The sequence below is a fragment of the Kyrpidia tusciae DSM 2912 genome (assembly GCF_000092905.1).
Classification (GTDB): Bacteria; Bacillota; Bacilli; order Kyrpidiales; family Kyrpidiaceae; genus Kyrpidia; species Kyrpidia tusciae.
In genome coordinates this window covers 628,942-650,106 of sequence record NC_014098.1, presented here as the reverse complement: position 1 = coordinate 650,106, position 21,165 = coordinate 628,942, and the positions used below count along the sequence as shown (strand labels likewise).

General features: G+C 59.0%; 18 protein-coding genes and 2 tRNA genes. All 20 read right to left on the bottom strand.

The annotated features are described in order from the left end of the window. Positions 1–3: 3 nt before the first annotated feature. Entirely contained in the window at positions 4–1,563 is a 1,560-nt protein-coding gene (cobA, locus tag BTUS_RS03310) for a uroporphyrinogen-III C-methyltransferase (protein ID WP_013074708.1), read from the bottom strand. After that, the gene (gene hemC / locus BTUS_RS03305) at positions 1,556–2,488 is read right to left on the bottom strand and encodes a hydroxymethylbilane synthase (protein ID WP_013074707.1); all 933 of its coding nucleotides are present in this window, start codon (positions 2,486–2,488) and stop codon (positions 1,556–1,558) included. Before hemC ends, cobA begins: the two co-directional genes overlap by 8 nt. After that, a complete protein-coding gene (locus tag BTUS_RS17305) occupies positions 2,421–3,152 on the bottom strand; it encodes a precorrin-2 dehydrogenase/sirohydrochlorin ferrochelatase family protein (RefSeq protein WP_013074706.1) in 732 nt (243 codons plus the stop codon). The genes hemC and BTUS_RS17305 overlap by 68 nt, the downstream gene beginning before the upstream one ends. Before the next feature lie 14 nt (positions 3,153–3,166). Further along, entirely contained in the window at positions 3,167–3,982 is an 816-nt protein-coding gene (locus tag BTUS_RS03295; protein ID WP_013074705.1) for a cytochrome C assembly family protein, read from the bottom strand. Positions 3,983–3,993: 11 nt separating this feature from the next. Next, the gene (gene hemA / locus BTUS_RS03290; RefSeq protein ID WP_245543357.1) at positions 3,994–5,385 is read right to left on the bottom strand and encodes a glutamyl-tRNA reductase; all 1,392 of its coding nucleotides are present in this window, start codon (positions 5,383–5,385) and stop codon (positions 3,994–3,996) included. Between the two features lie 79 nt (positions 5,386–5,464). Next, positions 5,465–6,064: a ribosome biogenesis GTP-binding protein YihA/YsxC gene (gene yihA / locus BTUS_RS03285; protein ID WP_013074703.1), complete on the bottom strand. Its 600-nt coding sequence runs from the start codon at positions 6,062–6,064 to the stop codon at positions 5,465–5,467. 13 nt (positions 6,065–6,077) lie between these two features. After that, a complete protein-coding gene (lon, locus tag BTUS_RS03280) occupies positions 6,078–8,363 on the bottom strand; it encodes an endopeptidase La (RefSeq protein WP_245543392.1) in 2,286 nt (761 codons plus the stop codon). 345 nt (positions 8,364–8,708) lie between these two features. Then, entirely contained in the window at positions 8,709–10,010 is a 1,302-nt protein-coding gene (locus tag BTUS_RS03275; protein WP_013074701.1) for a transposase, read from the bottom strand. 211 nt (positions 10,011–10,221) lie between these two features. Continuing rightward, positions 10,222–11,907, bottom strand: coding sequence for an ATP-dependent protease LonB (gene lonB, locus BTUS_RS03270; RefSeq protein WP_013074700.1), 1,686 nt, complete (start codon positions 11,905–11,907; stop codon positions 10,222–10,224). A gap of 112 nt (positions 11,908–12,019) precedes the next feature. Further along, positions 12,020–13,285 (bottom strand): ATP-dependent protease ATP-binding subunit ClpX, encoded by a 1,266-nt coding sequence (clpX, locus tag BTUS_RS03265; protein ID WP_013074699.1) that lies wholly within the window; start codon positions 13,283–13,285, stop codon positions 12,020–12,022. Positions 13,286–13,297: 12 nt separating this feature from the next. Then, entirely contained in the window at positions 13,298–13,888 is a 591-nt protein-coding gene (gene clpP, locus BTUS_RS03260; RefSeq protein ID WP_013074698.1) for an ATP-dependent Clp endopeptidase proteolytic subunit ClpP, read from the bottom strand. 91 nt (positions 13,889–13,979) lie between these two features. After that, a complete protein-coding gene (gene tig / locus BTUS_RS03255) occupies positions 13,980–15,269 on the bottom strand; it encodes a trigger factor (protein WP_041303657.1) in 1,290 nt (429 codons plus the stop codon). 221 nt (positions 15,270–15,490) lie between these two features. Continuing rightward, positions 15,491–15,567: transfer RNA gene (locus tag BTUS_RS03250), tRNA-Arg, on the bottom strand. Positions 15,568–15,572: 5 nt separating this feature from the next. After that, positions 15,573–15,646: transfer RNA gene (locus BTUS_RS03245), tRNA-Gly, on the bottom strand. Between the two features lie 131 nt (positions 15,647–15,777). Then, positions 15,778–16,401, bottom strand: coding sequence for an RdgB/HAM1 family non-canonical purine NTP pyrophosphatase (rdgB, locus tag BTUS_RS03240; protein WP_013074696.1), 624 nt, complete (start codon positions 16,399–16,401; stop codon positions 15,778–15,780). A 64-nt stretch (positions 16,402–16,465) separates the two neighbouring features. After that, a complete protein-coding gene (locus BTUS_RS03235) occupies positions 16,466–17,458 on the bottom strand; it encodes a GerMN domain-containing protein (RefSeq protein ID WP_245543390.1) in 993 nt (330 codons plus the stop codon). A 140-nt stretch (positions 17,459–17,598) separates the two neighbouring features. Further along, the gene (locus BTUS_RS03230) at positions 17,599–18,042 is read right to left on the bottom strand and encodes a MarR family winged helix-turn-helix transcriptional regulator (protein WP_013074694.1); all 444 of its coding nucleotides are present in this window, start codon (positions 18,040–18,042) and stop codon (positions 17,599–17,601) included. A gap of 75 nt (positions 18,043–18,117) precedes the next feature. Beyond that, a complete protein-coding gene (locus BTUS_RS03225) occupies positions 18,118–18,345 on the bottom strand; it encodes a helix-turn-helix domain-containing protein (RefSeq protein ID WP_013074693.1) in 228 nt (75 codons plus the stop codon). A 308-nt stretch (positions 18,346–18,653) separates the two neighbouring features. Continuing rightward, positions 18,654–19,403: a succinate dehydrogenase iron-sulfur subunit gene (gene sdhB / locus BTUS_RS03220; RefSeq protein WP_013074692.1), complete on the bottom strand. Its 750-nt coding sequence runs from the start codon at positions 19,401–19,403 to the stop codon at positions 18,654–18,656. Then, complete coding sequence (gene sdhA / locus BTUS_RS03215) at positions 19,400–21,160, bottom strand: succinate dehydrogenase flavoprotein subunit (RefSeq protein WP_013074691.1); 1,761 nt, start codon at positions 21,158–21,160, stop codon at positions 19,400–19,402. Before sdhA ends, sdhB begins: the two co-directional genes overlap by 4 nt. Positions 21,161–21,165: the final 5 nt, after the last annotated feature.

Below are 21,165 nucleotides of genomic sequence, written 5' to 3'. Positions count from 1 at the left end.
TGATCACCCCCCGTTTCGTATGGCCCCGGCTTCCATCTCCCGGGCCAAAAGGTCCACCAAGCTATCAACGGTGGCCTGCTCGGCCACCCCCGCCACCTTCAGCCCCAGTTCCCGGGCAGTGGCTGCGGTCACCGGGCCGATGCAAAAGGCGGGAACATGCTCTAGCCACGGCCTCGCCTCTTCCCCGATGCCCTGGAGAAAAAATCGCACCGTAGACGAACTGGTGAAAGTCACGGCGTGAATCCGCCCCTCCCGGAGCAGGCCCCGAACCTCCTCCGCCCCTTCGTACCCAGGCTCCGTCCGGTACGCCTCCGCCTCGACCACCGCGGCTCCAGCCGCGGAAAGCACCTCCGGAACATCCCGGGACGCGAGGTTCGATCGGGGCAAGAGGATCACATCCCCGGAGGCGATGTGAGGAACAAGGGTCTCTGCCAAGGCTTGGCCCCGGTAGTCCGAAGCCGTGAACTCAGGAATGACTCCCCGCTCCCGCAGTGCCCCCGCCGTCGCCGGGCCCACCGCTGCCATCCGAACCCCGGACAACCGACGGACGTCCAACTCCAGCGCTCTCATACGGGACCATACGCTCTCCACGGCGTGACGGCTGGTCAACACAATCCACTTCAGGTCTGACCGGGTCAGCGCCTCATCCAAATCTGCCCAGGACGCCGGGGGTTCAATTCGGATCGCCGGGAACTCCACCGCTTCCCCGCCCAAATCCTCGATCTGTGCCGACAACGCAGAGGCCTGTTCCCGGGCCCGGGTCACGAGAATGCGCTTGCCAAAAAGCGGCTTCCGTTCAAACCAGTTCAGCCGCTTCCGGAGGCCCACCACTTCTCCCACCACAATAACCGCCGGGGAACCAAAGTTCCGCCTTCGGACCTCGTCGACGATGGTGTCCAAAGTCCCGGTCACCGTTTCCTGTTCCATCCGGGTGCCCCAGCGGATCAGTGCCACCGGCGTCGTGCCCGGGCGGCCGTGAGCGGTCAACTGCTCGACAATGCCGGCTAGCCGCCCGACCCCCATGAGAAAAATCAACGTGCCCACCCCGGTGGACAGTCGGTCCCAATCGATCCACGACGTCTCTTTCTCCGGATCCTCGTGGCCGGTGACCACCGCAAAGGAAGGCGTATGGTCCCGATGGGTCACAGGAATCCCCGCATAGGCTGGCACCGCCACCGCCGAAGTCACCCCCGGCACCACTTCAAAGGGAATGCCATGCTCCACCAGAAACTCGGCCTCTTCTCCTCCCCGGCCGAAAACAAAGGGGTCTCCCCCCTTCAGGCGGACCACCGTTTTCCCATCCTGGGCCAGGCGCACCAACAGTTCCTGGATCTCATCCTGGGTCAGGGTGTGCCGGCCCTCTGCCTTTCCCACGTAAATCCGCTCGGCGCCCGGCCGAAGGCAGCGCAGCAGCCGGGGCGAAGCCAGGCGATCATACACCACGGCATCGGCCTTCTTTAAACACTCCATGCCCTTTACCGTGATCAACCCGGGATCCCCCGGACCAGCCCCCACCAAGTACACCGTCCCCGGTTTCCCGGTCCGCCCTTCCCCTTCACCCACCGAGTTCCGCCTCCTCCCGGGTTTCCTGTAGAAGTTTTCCAGCACCGAGTTCAAGGAGATCTGCCGCCGCCCGACGGCCCACCTCAGCGGGATCTTCCCCTTGCACCACCACCCGAAGCAGTTCACTCCCGTCAGGCCGGGCAACCATGGCCGCCAATCGAATATGTCCATCCCGAATCTCCGCCAGGGCGCCGATGGGCACCTGGCAGCCCCCCTCCAGCGCCGCCAAACAAGTCCGTTCCGCTTCCACCGTTTTTCGGGCCGCCGCGTCTTCCACAGACTCCAGGGATCGCCGGGTATCTTCATCCGCTTCCCGGCACTGCACGGCCAACGCTCCTTGACCGACGGCGGGTAGACAAATCTCCGGAGACAGGTACTCGGTGATACGATCCCCGAGCCCGAGCCGCAGAATCCCGGCCGCTGCCAGAACCACCGCATCCACCTCTCCTGCCGCCAATTTGCGAAGGCGGGTATCGACATTGCCCCTCAGGGGAATAAATGCAAGGTCCGGGCGATATCGGCGCAGCTGGGCCACCCGGCGCAGGCTGCTCGTCCCCACCCGGGCGCCGGAGGGGAGATCATCAAAGGGCCGGCCATCCCGGGTGATGACCGCATCCCGGGGATCCTCTCGCCGGGGCACAGCACCGACCACCGTTCCCGGGGCCAACTGGGCCGGCAAATCTTTCAAACTGTGCACCGCGGCGTCGATCCGCTTCTCCAGGAGCGCCCGCTCGATTTCTTCGACAAAGAGGCCCTTGCCGCCCACCCGGGAAAGCGGCACGTCAAGAACCCGATCCCCCCGGGTGGTCATGGGCACCACCTCGGCCGAAAGGCCCGGAACCCGTTTCTGCCACTGTTCAATCAGCCAGCGGGTCTGGGTCATGGCCAGAGCGCTCTTTCGCGATCCGATGCGCAGAATCCCCATGATCCCCCGCCCCCCATCTCTCTAAAATGGCTTCGACAACCGCCTTCGCCCCCGGCGCATCGCCGGAGCGCCACCTGTCCAGCGCCTGAGACCCCCAAATCTCCGCAAAGGCTTCCCGCCGCTCCGCAACCCCGACCCCCGCTGCCCGCAGCCTCTGTCTCGCTTCCACCATCTGCTCCACAAAAGGCCCGTAAGCGGGATCGATCACCTCTTCCAGCAGCTTCCGAAACGCCTGAGCCAACCAGGGGCTTCCCCCGGCGGTGGAGACCGCCACCGTCAACGGCCCTCGGCGAAACGAAGCGGGAACCCGGAGATTGCCGAACTCCGGCCGATCGGCGACATTAACCCAGACCCCCGAAGCCCGGGCATCCTCCGCCACCCGGCGGTTGACTTCCGGATTTCCGGCCGCGGCAAAAACCAACCGGTACGCCCCGGCTTCTCCCACGTGGTACTCTCGGGGTTCCCAGCGCACCGCCCCCTCCCGAACCCGGCGTTCGAGCTGTGGCGCCAGCTTCGGGCTCACCACCGTCACCCGGGCGCCACACTGGATAAGCCCCTCAATCTTCCGGGCTCCCACAGCCCCGCCTCCCACCACCAGGACCGGCAGCCCCCGTAAATCCAACGCGAGGGGGTAATCACACCGCAACTCTTTCTCCCCCGTCAATACGCCACCTCCGTTCACCAGCGGTGGAACTGGGAGAAATACATACCCACCACCAGATAATTCAGGACAACGCCGCCAAACCCCGCCACCGTAAGCCAGGCCGCCCGTCGAACCGGCCAGCGGGAGCTCACCCGAAGATAAATCACGGCCCCGTACAGAAGCAACAACAACAGGGACACCAAGGGCTTTGCATCCCACAACAAGGGACGTCCGTACTGGAGAACCGTCCAGATCGCCCCGAGAATCATCGAGATCAGCAGCAGTGGAAACCCGATCAAAACCATACGATAAGCCAGGCGGTCCAACCGATCCAGGGCCGGCAGACGCCGAAAGGTGGCGGTGAACCGTTTGGCCTTCAGAAGCCTCTCCTGAATGAGAAACATCACCGAAAAAATGCACGCCAACGAGAAGGCCGTATAACTGAGAAATGCCATCCCCACGTGCATGAGCAGCAGATCCCCTTCCTGAGGCACCGACGCCGACGGCCCCCGGTGGGCAAACGTATCCAGTGCCACCACCGCGAAACCGATGAGATTCGCGAAAAACGTAAACAGGTCGATTTTATAAAAATAGTTCACCACCACGGAAACCGCCAGTAACACCCACGCGAAAACGACCATCGACTCCGAGGTGGACCACACGGGGAAGTGCCCCAGTTCCCGGGTTCGAAATGCCAGAAAAAAAGTTTGCAACCCCCACACGACGCACAACACAATAAACGCCGCGCGGTTTACGCGGGCATCGGAATTAAGAAAATCGAGAAAATAGAGCAATACGCTGATGGCATAAAGTACGGTCATCCCATCAAATATATAAGTCGCCAGTTGCACCGTGCGTCACCTTAGACGGAACCCAACCGTTGTTGTGCAGCCATGGACCCCAGGGGCATTTCCTGAACGCTCCCCTCCCGGGCCTCGACCTCCTGTTCGACGGCGGTTCCGGAATCGTCGGCCCCTCCAAGCGCAAACAACCGCCGAACCGTCTCCAGATAAAACGTCGCCTCCGGTTCGGTCGCCATCGCTTTCAACTGAAGGATGGGATCGCGAAGCAATTGGTTCACGATACTCATCGTGTGTTTGTGAAGGACCACCCGGTCTCGTTCGCTGAGGTCCGGAAATTTGTTCATTAGGCTCTCCATGACCGAACGTTGAACCTTCATGCCTTTCTCTCGTAGATCCCGAATGAGGGGGATGACCTCTTGCATATTGTACCACTGTTTAAACCCGCTGATCTCTTCTTCCAGAATATCTTCCACCCGGACGGCAGCCCGTTGCCGCTCTTGCAGGTTTTGGGCCACCACTTCCCGGAGGTCGTCGATATCGTAGAGAAACGCATCGGAAATCCCATTAATGGCCGGATCCATGTCCCGGGGCACTGCGATATCGATCAGCAACAAAGGCCGCTGCCTCCGTCGCCGGCATACCTTCGCCACCATGTCCTGATGGAGGACATACCCCGGGGCCCCGGTGGAACTGATCACGATGTCCGCCTCGGCCAAAGCCAGCGCCAGAGCGGACCAGTCGTAAGCCTCCCCCGAAAACCGATCCGCCAGTTCCCGGGCCCGTTCCCAGGTGCGGTTCACCACCAACACCCGGCTCACCCCCTGGTTCCACAGGTGAGTCGCCGTCAGTTCGCCCATCTTGCCCGCGCCGATCAACAGCACCGCTTTATCCCGCATGGAACCGAACACTTTCCGGGCCAATTCCACCGCCGCATAGCTCACGGACACCGCGTGCTGACCGATCTCCGTTTCCGTATGTCCACGCTTGGCCCCGGTGATCGCCCGGCGAAACAGTTGGTTTAACACCGCGCCGGTGTTTCCCGCCGCTTGAGCGTGCTCAAAAGCATCCCGGACTTGACCGAGAATCTGGGTCTCGCCGAGCACCATCGAATCCAGCCCCGCCGCCACCCGAAACAGATGATGAATCGCCGCGTCATTCACGTGCAGATAGATGTATCGCGTAAAATCCGCCCGGTCAAGCCCGGAAAGATCGGCGAGAAAGAGGCGAAGAAACTGCTCACCCGGGTGAAGGGCGTCCACCACCGCATAGATCTCCGTTCGGTTGCACGTGGACAAAATCACACTTTCAAGAACACTTCGCGTTTCCCGGAGCTGCCCGAGGACCCCTTCCATCTCCTCGGGTCCAATGCTGAAACGCTCGCGGATTTCCACGGGCGCAGTGCGATGGTTGACGCCGATCACCAGGATGTGCATAACCTTCACCTCAATCATGACAAGTCCGCTGCATGGGTCATTCAAATTTTATTATATCATCGGCCCGTTCGATCTCCGGATGGAAATTCTGAACGATTTATGAAGGGGGTTGACCCTCCCGCCCGGATAACCGCTCAACGACCCAGGTCCACACCTGGTCCCGCCCCGCACCCGTTTCGGCCGAAAATACGACACACCGGCTCGGCTGCAGTGTCGCTTCTGCCTGCCGACGATGGCTTTCCCACCTGCTTCTGGCGATCTTGTCCGCTTTGGTGGCGACCACGAGGACCGCAAGATCATGGGCCCGAAGCCATTCCGCCATCAACCGGTCATCGGCGGTGGGGGGGTGACGCAAGTCAATCACATGGATCACCCCGGCCAAAGATTCGCGGTGCGCAAGGAAGTTCTCCACCATCGCCCCCCATCGAAGCCGCTCGCTTTTGGACACTTGCGCGTAACCGTACCCCGGCAAATCCACCAGATAGAAACGCGAATTGATTCGATAAAAATTCAGCGTCCGGGTCCGACCCGGCGTATTCGAGGTGTGGGCGAGTTTTTTCCGCATAGCGAGCCGATTAATGAGAGACGACTTTCCGACATTGGATCGCCCGACGAGCGCGAATTCCGGCAGACCGTCCTTGGGGAACCGATCGGGGGAAACGGCGGTCCCCGCGAGAATCGCCTCTGTCACCTGCATATTCCCTCACTCCTCAGGTCGGCTGCAAGACCGGCTCCCCCTGTTCGGCAACCGGGCGAAGGGCTTCTGCCAACACGTCGTCCATATGGGACACGTACACAAAGGACAATTGCCGGCGAACGACTTCCGGTACGTCCCGCACATCCTTCTCATTATCTTTTGGAAGCAAGACCTTCTGGACGCCGGCTCGGTGGGCGCCAAGACATTTTTCCTTCACGCCCCCGATGGGCAGCACCCTTCCCCTCAAGGTGATTTCCCCGGTCATCGCCACTTCCCGCGCCACCGGGCGACCTGTCAAGGCAGACACCAAGGCGGTGGCCATGGTGATTCCGGCACTGGGCCCATCTTTAGGAATGGCACCCTCAGGGACGTGGATGTGAACATCGTACTCGTCGGGAAACCCCGGCGGAATCTCCAACTGCCGGGCCCGGGACCGAATATAGCTAAAGGCCGCCTGGGCCGATTCCTTCATCACGTCGCCCAACTGGCCGGTGAGGGTCAGCTTTCCTTTACCGGGAACCACCGCCACCTCAATGGATAACGTATCCCCGCCCGCCTCGGTCCATGCAAGGCCCGTGGCCACCCCCACTTGGTCCGTTTCCTCTGCGGCGCCAAAGCGAAACCGTTCGGGGCCGAGAAAGGCTTGAAGCCGGCTTTTCGTCAACGAAACTTTCTTCTTGCCCTCGACAATCATCCGGGCGGCCTTGCGACACACCGCTGCGATTTCCCGTTCAAGGTTCCGGACCCCGGCCTCCCGGGTATAACTTCGAATGATTTTGAGCAAAGTCTCGTCGGAGATCGACAGTTGATCCCGGGTTAAACCGTGGGCCTCCAGCTGCTTGGGAACGAGATACCCCTTGGCGATCCGCAATTTCTCCACCTCGGTATACCCCGGAAGATGAATCACCTCCATCCGGTCCAGGAGAGGCTGGGGAATCGTATACGCCACATTGGCGGTGGTGATGAAAAGCACCCGGGACAGATCGTAGGGCACCTCGATATAATGGTCACTGAAGGTATGATTCTGCTCCGGGTCCAGTACCTCAAGCAGAGCCGACGCCGGATCCCCGCGAAAATCATGGCTCATTTTGTCAATCTCATCCAAGAGGAAAACGGGATCCATTTCCCCGGCCTGTTTCATTCCTTGAATGATACGCCCGGGCAACGCCCCCACATAGGTGCGGCGGTGGCCGCGAATCTCCGCCTCATCCCGCACCCCGCCCAGCGAGACCCGGACAAACCGCCGTCCCAGTGCCCGGGCGACCGATCTGGCCAAACTCGTCTTCCCGACTCCGGGCGGGCCCACAAAACAGAGTATAGGCCCTTTTAACCGATGAGCCAGTTTCTGTACGGCGAGATATTCCAGGATGCGCTCCTTCACTTTCTCCAATCCGTAATGATCTTCGTCCAAGACTTGGGACGCCCGATCGATATCGATCTCCCGGGGCTCGGGCTCTTTCCAGGGCAGGGACATCAACCAGTCAATGTACGTGCGGACCACCGATCCCTCGGCCGACGCCTGGGGGATCTTTTCCAGGCGATCGATCTCCTTTTCGATTCGTTCCCGGATCTCACCTGGCATTTCCAGGGCGGCGAGCTGTTCCCGAAGTTGCTCCACCTCGGCCAGGCGACCTTCTTTTTCGCCCAGTTCCTTCTGAATCGCCTTCATCTGTTCCCGGAGAAAATATTCCTTTTGCGTTTTCTCCATCTGCCGCCGCACACGCTGGTTGATCTTTCGTTCGAGTTCCAGGACCTCCCGCTCGTCCGACAAGAGGCGCAACAATTGTTCCAGCCGCTCTTCCACATCGAAAGCTTCGAGGATGGTCTGTTTATCTTTGATCTTGAGGGGCAGGTGAGACGCAATCACGTCTGCCAGCCGCCCCGGCTCTTCAATATCCAGAACGGCCAAATATGTTTCATGGGTGATCTTTTTCGACAAACTCACATATTGCTCAAACTGGTGCAGAACGCTTCTCATCCGGGCTTCGATCTCCGGCGTCGGTTCTCCACTATCTTCATCCACCGTCTCCGCCTCGACCGAAAACACTTCCTCCGTTTCGAGATAGCGGAGGATCCTCGCCCGGCTCAGGCCTTCCACCAGGACGCGGATCGTCCCGTTGGGCAGCTTAAGCATCTGTTTGATCTCCGCAACGGTCCCGACCTCATAAATATCCCCGGTCTGGGGCTCGTCGACATGAGATTCCATCTGCGAGGCAAGCAGAATCTTCCTATCCCCCACCATCGCCCTTTCCAGGGCGTGAACGGACTTTTCCCGTCCCACATCGAGGTGGAGCACCATCGTCGGGAATACCAACAACCCTCGTAAGGGCAATAACGGCAATGTGACCGATTGCGCCACGGTACCGTCACCTCCTGCTTCGCTGCCGCCCAGGCGGCCGATTCGGGGTGCAGCACTCCTATTCTAAAGGAATGTGGCCGCCGTGTAAAACGCCTATAAAGACGAGCCTTTTTCGATGTCCCTTTTTCCCCGAACCTTCAGCACGAATCCCATCGGCGTGGCGAGTTCGGTATGTCCATTATCTGGTTTATCATCCACAGGTTGGATGGTTCAGGCCATGCGAAACCGGGGTCAGGTTCTTGGTTACCTGGCCCAAGAGCTCCACCTTCTACGATGGCGTGCCGTTTAGGACACGCTGCGAACCAAGCTCCTCATGCGTTCTTGCTGCTTCTCCCGCACCCTCCCCAATGCCATCGCCAGCATCACGCACAAAGCCAAGCCGCAGCGTAACCGCATCTTGGCCAGCCCTCGAACGGTGTGTCGCTCGAATCCAAACGATACGTCCAATCGGCTGTTCACCCGTTCCACCGCGGTCCTGTACCGGTATTCCTTCGCCCATTTGTAGCTCTCCCGGGCAATCGGCGTGAAGATCCGCCGGTCCACCGCGAGCGGCACGCGCACCCCTCCGGCCACGGGGCACTGTTCCCGCCCTTGACACGTGATCCCGTACGCCTTGGCTGGACATACTTTTTTCAGCGTGCCCCGGTCTTTCTCGAATCCACCATTGCTCATCTGTTGCCGGGCCCCTGTCTCTGGACAGTAACAGTACACCGCTCCCCCCTCGTCATACACCACGTTCGTGTGTCCCGGTAATAACCGCGTTGGCTCCCCGTCTTTCCACAGCCGCCTCGTGTCGATCACGGGCTTGATCCCATACTCATCCCAGCAGCGACTCAGGAGTTTCGAGTCGTCGTACCCCCGATCGGCCGTCAGGACCTCGGCCTTTTTCAATATCTCCGGATGGCGTTTCTCCATCTCATCCAGCAGGACATGCCCTTCTTTGACGTCCGAGCGCGACCCCTTGGTCACCGTATACGCCACAGGCAATTCATGCTGAGCATCCACCACCAGGTGGAGCTTGTAGCCAAACCACCGGACCACTTTCTCCCATGTACTCCCGTCCTCGCGGGTCCCACGATAGGTTTTTACCCCGTATGCTGCATCCAGATCCCGCCGTCCGTCTTCCTTCTTTTCTTTCGGGGGACGGGACGCCCACGAGGCGATTGCCTTACTGTCCATCGCCAAACGACGCCCGAACTCCGGAAGTTCCTCACTCAGGGCCTTCACCAGCTCGTCGAACATCGATTCGATCCACGATCCGTGCTCCATCAAGCTGCGGAGAAATCGGGTGTAAGCGGCTGCGCTGGGAACTGCGCGCAACCCACAGATCGACCGCAGCTGCCCGTTTCGAGAGAGTTCCCGACGTAAGCTCTCGATCGACGGGTGCTGAAACACGATTCCTGCCAACATCGAGTTCCACATCGCCCGTACCGGGTAGTCATCTCGTCCATGACCTCTCGATTTCTCCAGATGCGCCATGAGCGCTTCGTCCGGCAGATGTTCCAGAACCAGCCGGAGGCGTTCCAGGTCTCCAAGCGGCTCGATCTCTTCCCAGGAAAACAGTTCGAGTTGTGGTATAATCGCCATAGGGTGAGTCCTCCTTGTTGGATCATTTGTCCAACTACCATTCTAACAAAAGAGGACTCACCTGTCTTATTGGATTTGGGGTGAATTTGCCCGAACCCACTTCCCACTCTCCTCAAAACCCCTGTCTTTCCTGGGACCCATTGGGGGAAAGTTTTCTGGTCCCTGCTCCTTACCCCTTATCCCTCCTGGCCTTTTCAGCATCGAAAAAGGCTCAAGACGCATCCGCCTCCAGCCCCGAACCCGCAGCCGCCACCGCCGGAGCCGGAAGATCCGGGACGGCCGGCAAAGGCGTCCCCTTGAGATACACCAACGCTTCCCCAAAGTCCCGCACGGGGATAATCACCAATTCCGGGTCACAAGACCACCGCTCCGACCAATTGTCATCGGGAATGAGAACTCTTCGGGCTCCTGCCTTCCGAGCGGCCTCGATCTTCGCCGGCACCCCGCCCACTGCTTTGACCGAACCGGACAACGAAATCTCACCCGTTACCGCCAAAAAGCCGTCAACAGGAATCTCCCGGATTGCCGAATACATGGCCATGGCGATCGCCAACCCGGCCGAAGGACCATCCACCGGCACTCCGCCGGGAATGTTGATATGAACGATCCAGTCGTCCAGGGCAATCCCGAACCTGCGCAGAACCGTTTCGGCGTTTTCCACCGAACCCTGGGCGGTGGAGCGCCGTTTCAGCCGCCGGGCCCCATGGCTCACCTCTTCCTCATCGATGACCCCGGTCACTCGGATCTCGCCGGCACCCGGCCGATACAGGGCACTGGCCTCGATGGGCAACAGGCGCCCGACGTTGGGTCCACAAACCGCCAGTCCGTGCACCAATCCCACCGCGGGCCGACCAGCCACCCGGTGATGCGGCTGTGGAGAATAGCCGGCCACTTGCACGACCCATTCGACGTCCTCGGGTTCGATGCGGTCCCTCCCCTCATTCTGCACCGCCCCTGCGGCGATTTGAACCAGGTTGACCGCGTCCCGGCCATTCCCGGCATACCCGGCCACCGCCTGAGCGGCCTCAGGTGGGATTTCAACCCCGATGCGTCGGGCCGCCCGCTCGGCGATTTGGGCCAATTCATCGGGATATAAAGGGCGAAAATAAATCTCCACGCATCGGGAGCGCAGGGCCGGCGGGAGTTCATGAGCCGGGCGGGTGGTGGCCCCGATCAAGCGAAAGTCGGCGGGCAGGCCGTTTTGGAACAGATCGTGGATATGGGGCGGAATTGCGGAATCCCCGGGGCGATAATACGCGCTCTCCAGGAGAACCCGGCGATCTTCCAACACTTTGAGCAATTTGTTCATCTGGATGGGGTGCAGCTCCCCTATCTCGTCGATAAACAGAATGCCACCGTGGGCCCGGGTCACCGCGCCCGGTTTGGGCTGCGGGACGCCCGCGGCCCCCATCGCCCCGGCCCCTTGATAAATCGGGTCGTGCACCGATCCGATCAGCGGATCGGCGATTCCCCGCTCGTCAAAACGAACGGTGGTGGCGTCCACCTCGATAAAAGGGGCCTCCGGTCGGAACGGAGACTTGGGGTTCTCCCTGGCCTCCTCTAACACCAGGCGGGCGGCAGCAGTTTTACCCACCCCGGGCGGGCCGTAAAGGATCACATGTTGGGGATGGGGGCCGCATAGGGCCGCACGCAAGGCTTTAATCCCTGCCGATTGGCCGACAATGTCCTGGAACCGTTGAGGACGCACCCTTTCATTGAGAGGTTCGGTCAACGAAGTCTCCCGCTTACGCGCCCATTCGTCCAAGTCCCGACGGGAGTCCCGAGCAGAGAAGGGTCCAAAGATGCGCCCCCCCGATTGGCTTTTCATGACATTCCAGATATAAAACCCAGCTAATGCCAGAAAGACCACTTCCGTCACCAGCAGCAAAGCGCCCACCGCCGCCCCCTCCCTCGCGGAAAGTCTGGCACTAGTATGCCGCGCTCCCACAAAAACAAACGGAGGGGATTCCTCCCCTCCGCCCAGGTACGGCCTGGCTTCCTGGTCGGTTTTACGCCGTTTCTTCTTTCTTTTTCTTCTTACGTCCGTCGGCCTTTACCAGAATTGGAGATTCCTTCAGCAAGACCGTTTCTTTGGTGACCACACACTTGGTGATGTCGTCCCTGGAGGGGATCTCATACATCACGTCCAACATGATGCCCTCGATAATCGCCCGCAGTCCCCGGGCACCGGTGTTTCTCTTAATCGCCTCTCGGGCGATCTCTGTCAGCGCCTCGTCCGTAAACTCCAACTGGACGTCATCCAACTCCAGCAACCGTTGATATTGTTTGACCAACGCGTTTTTCGGCTCCAGGAGTATCCGCTTCAGCGCCGTCTCATCCAGGGCCGCCAAGGTGGTGATCACCGGCAGGCGCCCGACAAACTCCGGGATCAGGCCATATTTCAACAAGTCCTCGGGAAGAACCTTCGACAGGACCTCATCCCGGCTCAGGTCAGTCCCTCGAGCTTCTTCACTGCCGAACCCGATGACCTTGCGGCCGAGGCGGCGCTTGATGATCTGTTCAAGTCCATCAAAGGCCCCGCCGCAAATGAACAAAATATTGCTGGTGTCGATCTGGATGAATTCCTGATGGGGATGTTTACGCCCACCCTGGGGCGGAACACTGGCCACCGTCCCCTCGAGGATCTTCAACAAGGCTTGCTGGACACCTTCCCCCGACACGTCCCGGGTGATGGAAGGGTTCTCCGACTTCCGTGCGATCTTATCGATCTCGTCGATATAAATGATCCCTTTCTCGGCCTTTTCCACGTCGTAATCCGCCGCTTGGATCAACTTGAGAAGAATGTTCTCCACGTCTTCTCCGACGTATCCGGCCTCGGTGAGAGATGTCGCGTCCGCAATGGCAAAAGGAACGTTGAGAATCCGTGCCAAGGTCTGGGCGAGCAGCGTTTTCCCGCTTCCGGTAGGCCCTATGAGCAGAATATTGCTTTTGGACAGCTCGACGTCATCCGGCTTCCCCTGGGCGTTGATCCGCTTGTAATGGTTGTAAACGGCCACGGCCAGGGACTTTTTGGCATGATCCTGGCCAATGACGTATTGGTCGAGGATGGCGCGGATCTCCGTCGGCTTCGGGACATCGGTGAGTTCAAACTCTTCTTCTTCCCCGAGTTCTTCCTCTACAATCTCATTGCACAACTCGATGCACTCGTCGCAAATGTACACTCCCGGGCCGGCCACCAACTTGCGGACCTGGTCCTGGGTTTTGCCGCAAAAAGAACACTTGAGCTGCCCCTTATCATCGCTGAATTTAAACATCGGCTCACCCCTCTACTTCAGGTCGACGGGCGAGATCACCTCATCGATCAGCCCATACGCCTTGGCTTCCTCGGCGTCCATAAAATTGTCCCGATCCGTATCCCGCTCGATCTTCTCCAAGGGCTGCCCAGTGCGCTCAGACAGAATGCGGTTGATCTTGTCCTTGGTCCTCAGAATCCAGTCGGCGTGAATCTTGATGTCAGCCGCCTGCCCCCGCACACCGCCGAGCGGCTGGTGAATCATGATCTCACTGTTCGGGAGGGCGAAACGCTTCCCTTTGGTCCCCGCGGCCAAGAGAAACGCTCCCATGCTCGCCGCCATACCGATGCACACGGTCGAAACATCGGGCTTAATATATTGCATTGTATCATAAATCGCCATCCCGGCAGTAATGGATCCCCCCGGGCTGTTGATATACAATCGAATATCTTTTTTGTCGTCTTCCGCAGCCAAAAACAGGAGTTGCGCCACCACGAGATTGGCGACGATGTCGTCGATCCCCGTCCCCAAAAAAATGATCCTGTCTTTTAGCAAACGGGAGTAAATATCGTAGGCTCTCTCCCCGCGGCTGCTCTGCTCAATCACCATCGGCACCAGACTCATGGGGACCCCCCTCCATGTGGAAAACGAGGCACCCTCGACGAGGGTACCCGCAAATGAATATCACCTCAGGCTCTTTCTATTGTACACCATGTTACGCCGATGTACTATTGGCCACGAGAAACTCCACCGTCTTTCGGATCGCCAAATCCTGGCGAAGGGAATCGAGCTGGGACGGGGTCAGCAACTCCTTGAGCCGCGCTGCATCCATCCGCATGGATTGCGCCGCTTTTTCCAACTCCGCCTCAACCTCTTCCTCCGTGGGTTCAATACCCTCCTGCTTCTGCACCGCTTCCAGTACTAGACTTGTCCGAACCCGCTTCTCCGCATCCGGACGCATCTGTTCCTTTACTTTCTCCTCGGACGAACCCGTCACCTCAAAATACATCTCCGTGGGAATCCCCTGGCGCTGTAACCGATCGGCGAAATCGTGGTACAGATGCTCCAGTTCGTGCTCGATCATCACACCGGGGACCTCCACCACCGCCTCTTCGACCACCTTGTCCACCACCTGATTCTCTAGGTAGGTCCTGTGGTCTTGTTCCGCCCTCTGTTCGAGTTTATTCTTGAGATCGGCACGCAATTCCTCCAAAGTTTCAAACTCACTGATATCCTTCGCGAACTCGTCGTCCAGCTCCGGCAGCCTCTTGCGTTTAATGTCGTGCAGATGGACCTTAAACAGGGCCTCTTTACCCCGAAGGCCCTCGACATGATAATCATCGGGGAACGTAACCCGGATCTCCCGATCCTCTCCCTGGGTCATGCCGATGAGTTGTTCTTCGAACCCCCGCACAAAAGTGCCAGATCCGATTTCTAATTGGTAATCTTCCCCCTGACCGCCCTCCAAAGGCTCACCGTCCACAAAACCCTCAAAATCGATCATGACGAGATCCTCGTTTTGGACCCTCCCGCCTTCGCCCACAACCTCGATCTGGGCGTGTTGACGGCGCAGGTTCTCCAGTTCCTTATCCACATCCTCCTCGGTAACCGGAAATTCCTTATCTTCTACCGTCACGCCCTTGTAGGTCCCCAATTCTACCTCGGGCTTGACGGTCACCTTCGCCTTAAAAATAAACGGCTTTCCTTTTTCGAGTTGAACGACGTCGATCTCCGGCTGGGCCACGGGCTCAATCTGGGCTTCTTCCACCGCCTTGGCATACGCTTCGGGAAGCAACAAGTCCAAGGCATCGTTGTAAAGCGCCTCCACACCGAACCGGGCTTCGAAAACGGCCCGGGGAACCCGGCCCTTTCGAAAACCAGGCAAATTTACTTTTTTTACCACTTTTTTGAACGCCTGGTCGAGGGCTTGGGCAAGAGCCCCTGGGTCAACCTCGACTTCCAGAATGCCGAGATTCTTCTCGGTTTTCTCCCATTTCGTGATCATGAACACATGTTCCTCCTTGCCGCCTGTTCACAGTAATCGCCGGCCATGTCATAGTCACTATATCACGGCAACTAAACCGGCGCAATCACAGGAACGCCTAAGTTACCGCTGACCGGCCGGACAAAAAAAGACTCCTCCCGGAGTCCTCACAGCACAGAAACCGCCGGAGCAGGCACCTCGACACCTCTCTTGGTCCCACCACCCAGCCGCGAACTGATCGTTGGCGTCCCAGGAGGGATTCGAACCCCCGACACATGGCTTAGAAGGCCATTGCTCTATCCAACTGAGCTACTGGGACAACGGTGGAGCGGGTGATGGGAATCGAACCCACGTAACCAGCTTGGAAGGCTGGGGCTCTACCATTGAGCTACACCCGCACTCTCCGGGGCGTCGCCTTTCCAAGAGAGACATCCCCGCGCTCGCCACAAAGCGTATTATACGAACCCCACCCCGCCCCCGTCAAGAGCAACCACGCGCGGTCTCTCCGTGGAACGAGAAGCGCTCCCTGTTAAACCGACGACGCTCCAGGGGCTCCTTTCTCTGGCCGGGACAATGCCTGGACAAGGGCTTCCAGGGCCCGTTTGCGATGACTTACTCGATTTTTCGCCTCGGGCGGGGCTTCACCGAAGGTTTGTTGAAGCTCCGGGCTCCAAAACAAAGGATCGTACCCGAATCCTCCACTCCCCCTGGGCTGCGCCAAGATCCATCCCCGAGTCTCCCCGTGGAAGGTGTGAGTCTCCCCCGATGGCTCGACCCACGCCAGGCAGCAAACGAATCGGGCAGCCCAAGGGGGCGGCGCAGGGCTGCGCTCCAGTTCCGCCAAAAGCAGCCGGTTGTTCTCCTCGTCCGTAGCCCCGGGTCCCGCGAATCGGGCCGAAAAAACCCCCGGCCGTCCCTCGAGAGCTTCCACCTCCAGTCCCGAGTCGTCCGCAAGTGCCGGCAGCCCGAGGCGCTCCGCGGCATCCCGGGCTTTGATCAGCGCATTCTCACAAAAAGTCGCCCCGGTTTCCGGAGGCGGCACATACCCGGGGAATGCACTCAGCGGGAATACGTCCCATCCCAACGGGCGGAGCATCTCCCTGAACTCCCGGACCTTGCCTTTGTTGTGCGTCGCCAAAACGACGGTGTACACGGCGTTTCTTTCCTTTCCTTTCGCCTCTTGAACCATCATTATATCACGGGGCCCCGCTCTTTCACTACAACTGCGACGTATTGACAAATCTCGGCGCCGACACCGGTTTGGCAAGATCGAGACCCTTCACCACCGGCGCCTCCCCTTTGACCGTGAGTTTCACTTGGGACACGTGAACACTTTGTGCTAGAGACAGCACCACAGCGGCCACCGACTGATCCGGTTTTTGGTCATTCCAGAAAGAGCGGTCGAAATCCACGGTGGCCAGGTTGCCATCCAGGCTCGTGTGCAACACTTTCACCTGCGTGGTCACCGGCGAACTCAATCCCGGGATTCCCGGGTTGGCCAACTGAGCCATCGTATCCTTCACCACATCGGTGGAGGAACCCACCGGAAGAATTTTGGTCACCGGCACCAGGTACGTACGATCTCCCGCCCCCCCGCTGTAGTACAAGGTCAGCTTTTCCGTATTGGAGGGGTTGATGTTGCCAGCCACATTAAGATTGATACCCATCACCCGCCCCAGGGGCTGCCCGATGGGGGTTCCGGCTACAGGCATCGTTTGAAGCTGCCGACCGTTCACGAGGATCTGCACTTGCTGGATCGTGGGGAACTCCGTCAACGCCCACACCACGCTATCCACGATTTGCCGCTCTTGTTGGGGCGTCTGATAGTGGAGGATCTCCTTCGAAAAATCGACCTTGGCCAACCCGTTCCGAATGTCCATCCCCAAAACCTTCGTCCCCGGTGGCAGGGACCCCTTTAATCCCCACTTGGCCGCCACGGCGTCCCCTGGACCGCCCTGAACCATGTACTGGAGAGTCTCCGTAGCAATTCCGGTCACCTTCGGAATCGAATCTGCAATGGGCACCACATAACCCTGCGGGTTCACATAATACATCGTGGCCTGGACTGTTTCACCCACCTGATCTCCCTGAGGCGCACTCGGCGCCGGGCCTCCGGGAGGCTGATCGACGGGCCCGGAAACAGGGCTGCCGAATCCACAGCCAACAGCGATCATCCCCACCGCTGCCACGATCAACCATCGCCACCGCATCCCCTTCACCGGCCTTCCCTCCTGTCCGTCGCGTGCTCATCCCTATATATACGAGCATGACGGGCTGTTATGCCGGTTCCGGGAAGATGCAGGGGGCAAAAACGCAAAGTAAAAGGCTCCCCGGGGGGAACCTCTACCGATTACTGAATATGGGCAATCAAATCTTTGAGCGCATCGGCCAAAATCGGAACTTTTCCGGGCTCCATGCGCGCCAACACACCTCGGAGATAGTCCCGCCGCGCTTCCAAAACCTGTTCAATCATCGACAGCCCCCGATCCAAGACCCGGAGCCGCACCACCCGTCGATCCATCGGATCCCGAAGCCGCTCCACCAATCCATGGCGTTCCAACCGATCCACCAAATCGGTCGTTGTGCTGTACGCGAGAAACATCTTACTGCTCAATTCGCCCATGGTGAGCACGCCATGATCCCGGATCAACATCAGGGCTTCGAATTGAGGAGGTGTGATCTGAAAATTCACATGGATTTCCCGGCCCTTCTGACGGATAATGCGGCCGATAAAGCGAAGCTCTTGCTCAATCTCGCTGACCAAATCCTGTCCGGGAACCCACCGCTGTTCCATAGAGGGCCTCCCATTCGCGTTTGCCCCCATTGTAATGTTCCCTTCACCGAAACGTCAATGTAGGACCCGGGTTTGTCAAATTTTTAACTCCCCCATGCGGACAAGCTCCACCACCGCCTGGGATCTTCCTTTGACGTTCAATTTTTTCATGACGTTTGAAATGTGATTGCGCACGGTTTTCTCGCTAATATACAGCTGCTCGGCGATCTCCCTCGTAGTTTTATCTTGAACGAGAAGTTCGAACACCTCGCGTTCCCGAGCGGTCAAGAGTGATTTGCCTCGAACGTCTCCCACCGCTGTCACCGGTTGATCCCTCCTTGTACGCGGCGTCAATGACAAGGGCAAGGGATACAGTCAACGTATCCTATGACCGCGCAGCAAGGATGGCAACTCGTCCATCCAGACATCCGCGCCCGCCATAAACCTCCCAGAATCGGGCGGGATGAGTTGAGAGCGTCCGGGCGCATGATCTTTCAGGGCCACCATATGCACGGGGTTGGGCGAACGAGCCAGTCCACCCCGCGGCCATCGACCAGGCACCCCTTTCCGCGAACAGAAAAAGACCCGGCTCCGAGTGTGCCGGGGTCGGGTTGCATGCGAAATGCCGCGGATTACTTCTTCAACCAACTGCCGATGGCATAGCTGTTGACTTCCCGATTCACGGCCGCAATCGACGTGGTCAACGGGATCCCCTTCGGACAGACCTGGACACAGTTCTGGGCGTTGCCGCATTCGTGAATGCCGCCCTCGCCCATCATCGCCTCCAGTCGTTCCTCCCGGTGCATTTTGCCGGTGGGATGGGTGTTAAACAGCCGCACTTGACTGATGGCAAAAGGACCCATGAACGAGGTTTTGTCGTTGACGTTCGGACACGCCTCCACGCAACAGCCACAGGTGAAGCATTTGGACAACTCGTAAGCCCATTGCCGATCCCGCTCAGGCATCCTGGGTCCGGGGCCCAGGTCATACGTGCCGTCGATGGGAATCCAAGCTTTGATCTTTTTCAGAGCTTCAAACATGCGGCTTCGGTCGACCACCAAGTCTCGCACCACTGGGAAGGTGCGCATCGGCTGCAGACGAACCGGCTGCTCCAATTGGTCAACGAGGGCGGTACAGGCCTGGCGAGGTCTGCCGTTGATCACCATGGAACAGGCGCCGCACACCTCTTCCAGGCAATTGGATTCCCACACCACCGGGGATACCGACTCCCCCTTGGCGTTGACGGGATTCCGCTGAATTTCCATTAAACAGGCGATGACGTTCATATTGGGCCGATAAGGGACCTCAAACTCCTCGTCATAGGGCTTACTGTCCGGGGTATCCTGCCGCTGTATGATGAGGCGGATCGTTTTCTCGCTCACGCCTTGGTCTCCTCCTTCTCCACGTCGTACTTCCGCGGCCTGGGCTTGATCAAGGATACATCCACCGGCTCGTATTCAAAGACCGGGCCATCGGGCGTATACTTTGCCTTCGTGGTTTTGAGCCAGTTTTCATCATCCCGATTGGGAAACTCCGGTTTATAATGCGCCCCCCGGCTCTCGTTGCGGTTCAGGGCCCCCAGGGTGATCACCCGGGCGAGCTGCAACATGTTCCACAACTGACGGGTAAAGGGCGCCATCATGTTTTCCCACCGGGATTTGTCAGCAACGCCGATCCGGTGCCACCGCTCCATCAGTTCTTGAATCTTTTCGTCCGTCTTTTTCAAACGGTCATTGTACCGGACAATGGTCACATTGTCGGTCATCCACTGACCGAGTTCCCGATGCAGTTTGTAGGGATTCTCCGGTCCTTCCATGCGGAGGATCGACTCAAACCGTTCCTCTTGCTTTTTCCTTTCCGTCTCAAACAGACCGTCCGGCAGGTCATCGGCCGATTTTTTCACGCCCCGGATCCACTCCACCGCTTTGGGGCCAGCCACCATGCCGCCGTAGATACAGGACAAGAGAGAATTGGCCCCCAGGCGATTCGCGCCGTGGTACTGGTACTCCGCTTCGCCAGCGGCAAAAAGACCGGGGATATTGGTCATCTGGTCATAATCCACCCACAAACCACCCATCGAATAGTGCACCGCGGGGAAAATCCGCATCGGGACCTTCCGGGGATCCTCCCCGACGAATTTTTCATAGATCTCCAGGATCCCACCCAGTTTCACGTTGAGGACATCCGCCGGGATGTGGGACACATCGAGATAGACCATATTTTCCCCGTTGATCCCGAGCCCCAGGTCCACACACACGTGAAAGATCTCCCGGGTGGCGATATCCCGGGGTACGAGATTGCCGTAGGCCGGGTATTTTTCCTCGAGAAAATACCACGGTTTCCCGTCCTTGTAAGTCCACACCCGGCCGCCTTCGCCCCGAGCCGATTCGGACATCAAGCGCAGCTTGTCATCCCCCGGTATCGCCGTGGGATGCACCTGCACAAACTCCCCGTTTGCAAAATACACGCCTTGCTGGTAGAGCGCCGATCCCGCGGAACCCGTATTGATGATCGAATTGGTACTCTTGCCGAAGATCAGCCCCAGCCCCCCGGTCGCCATCACCACAGCGTCGCTGCGAAAAGCGTGGATCTCCATGGAGCGCAAATCCTGGGCTATGATCCCCCGGCATACGCCCTCATCGTCGATGACCGCCTGGAGAAATTCCCAGCCCTCATACTTCTGCACTAGGCCCGCCGCTTCGAAGCGCCGCACCTGTTCGTCCAAAGCGTAAAGCAGTTGCTGGCCTGTGGTGGCTCCCGCAAAGGCTGTGCGGTGATGTTTCGTTCCGCCAAACCGACGAAAGTCGAGCAACCCCTCCGGTGTTCGATTGAACATGACCCCCATCCGATCCATGAGATAAATAATCCCAGGAGCCGCCTCGCACATCTTCAAGACCGGAGGCTGATTGGCGAGAAAATCGCCTCCATAAACCGTGTCGTCAAAATGTTCCCATGGGGAGTCGCCCTCGCCTTTGGTGTTCACCGCCCCGTTGATGCCTCCCTGAGCGCACACCGAATGGGAACGCTTGACGGGGACCAGGGAAAACAAGTCCACCGACACGCCCGCTTCCGCCACTTTAATCGCGGTCATAAGACCGGCCAAGCCGCCGCCGACGACGATCACTTTCTGCTGACCCATGCCCA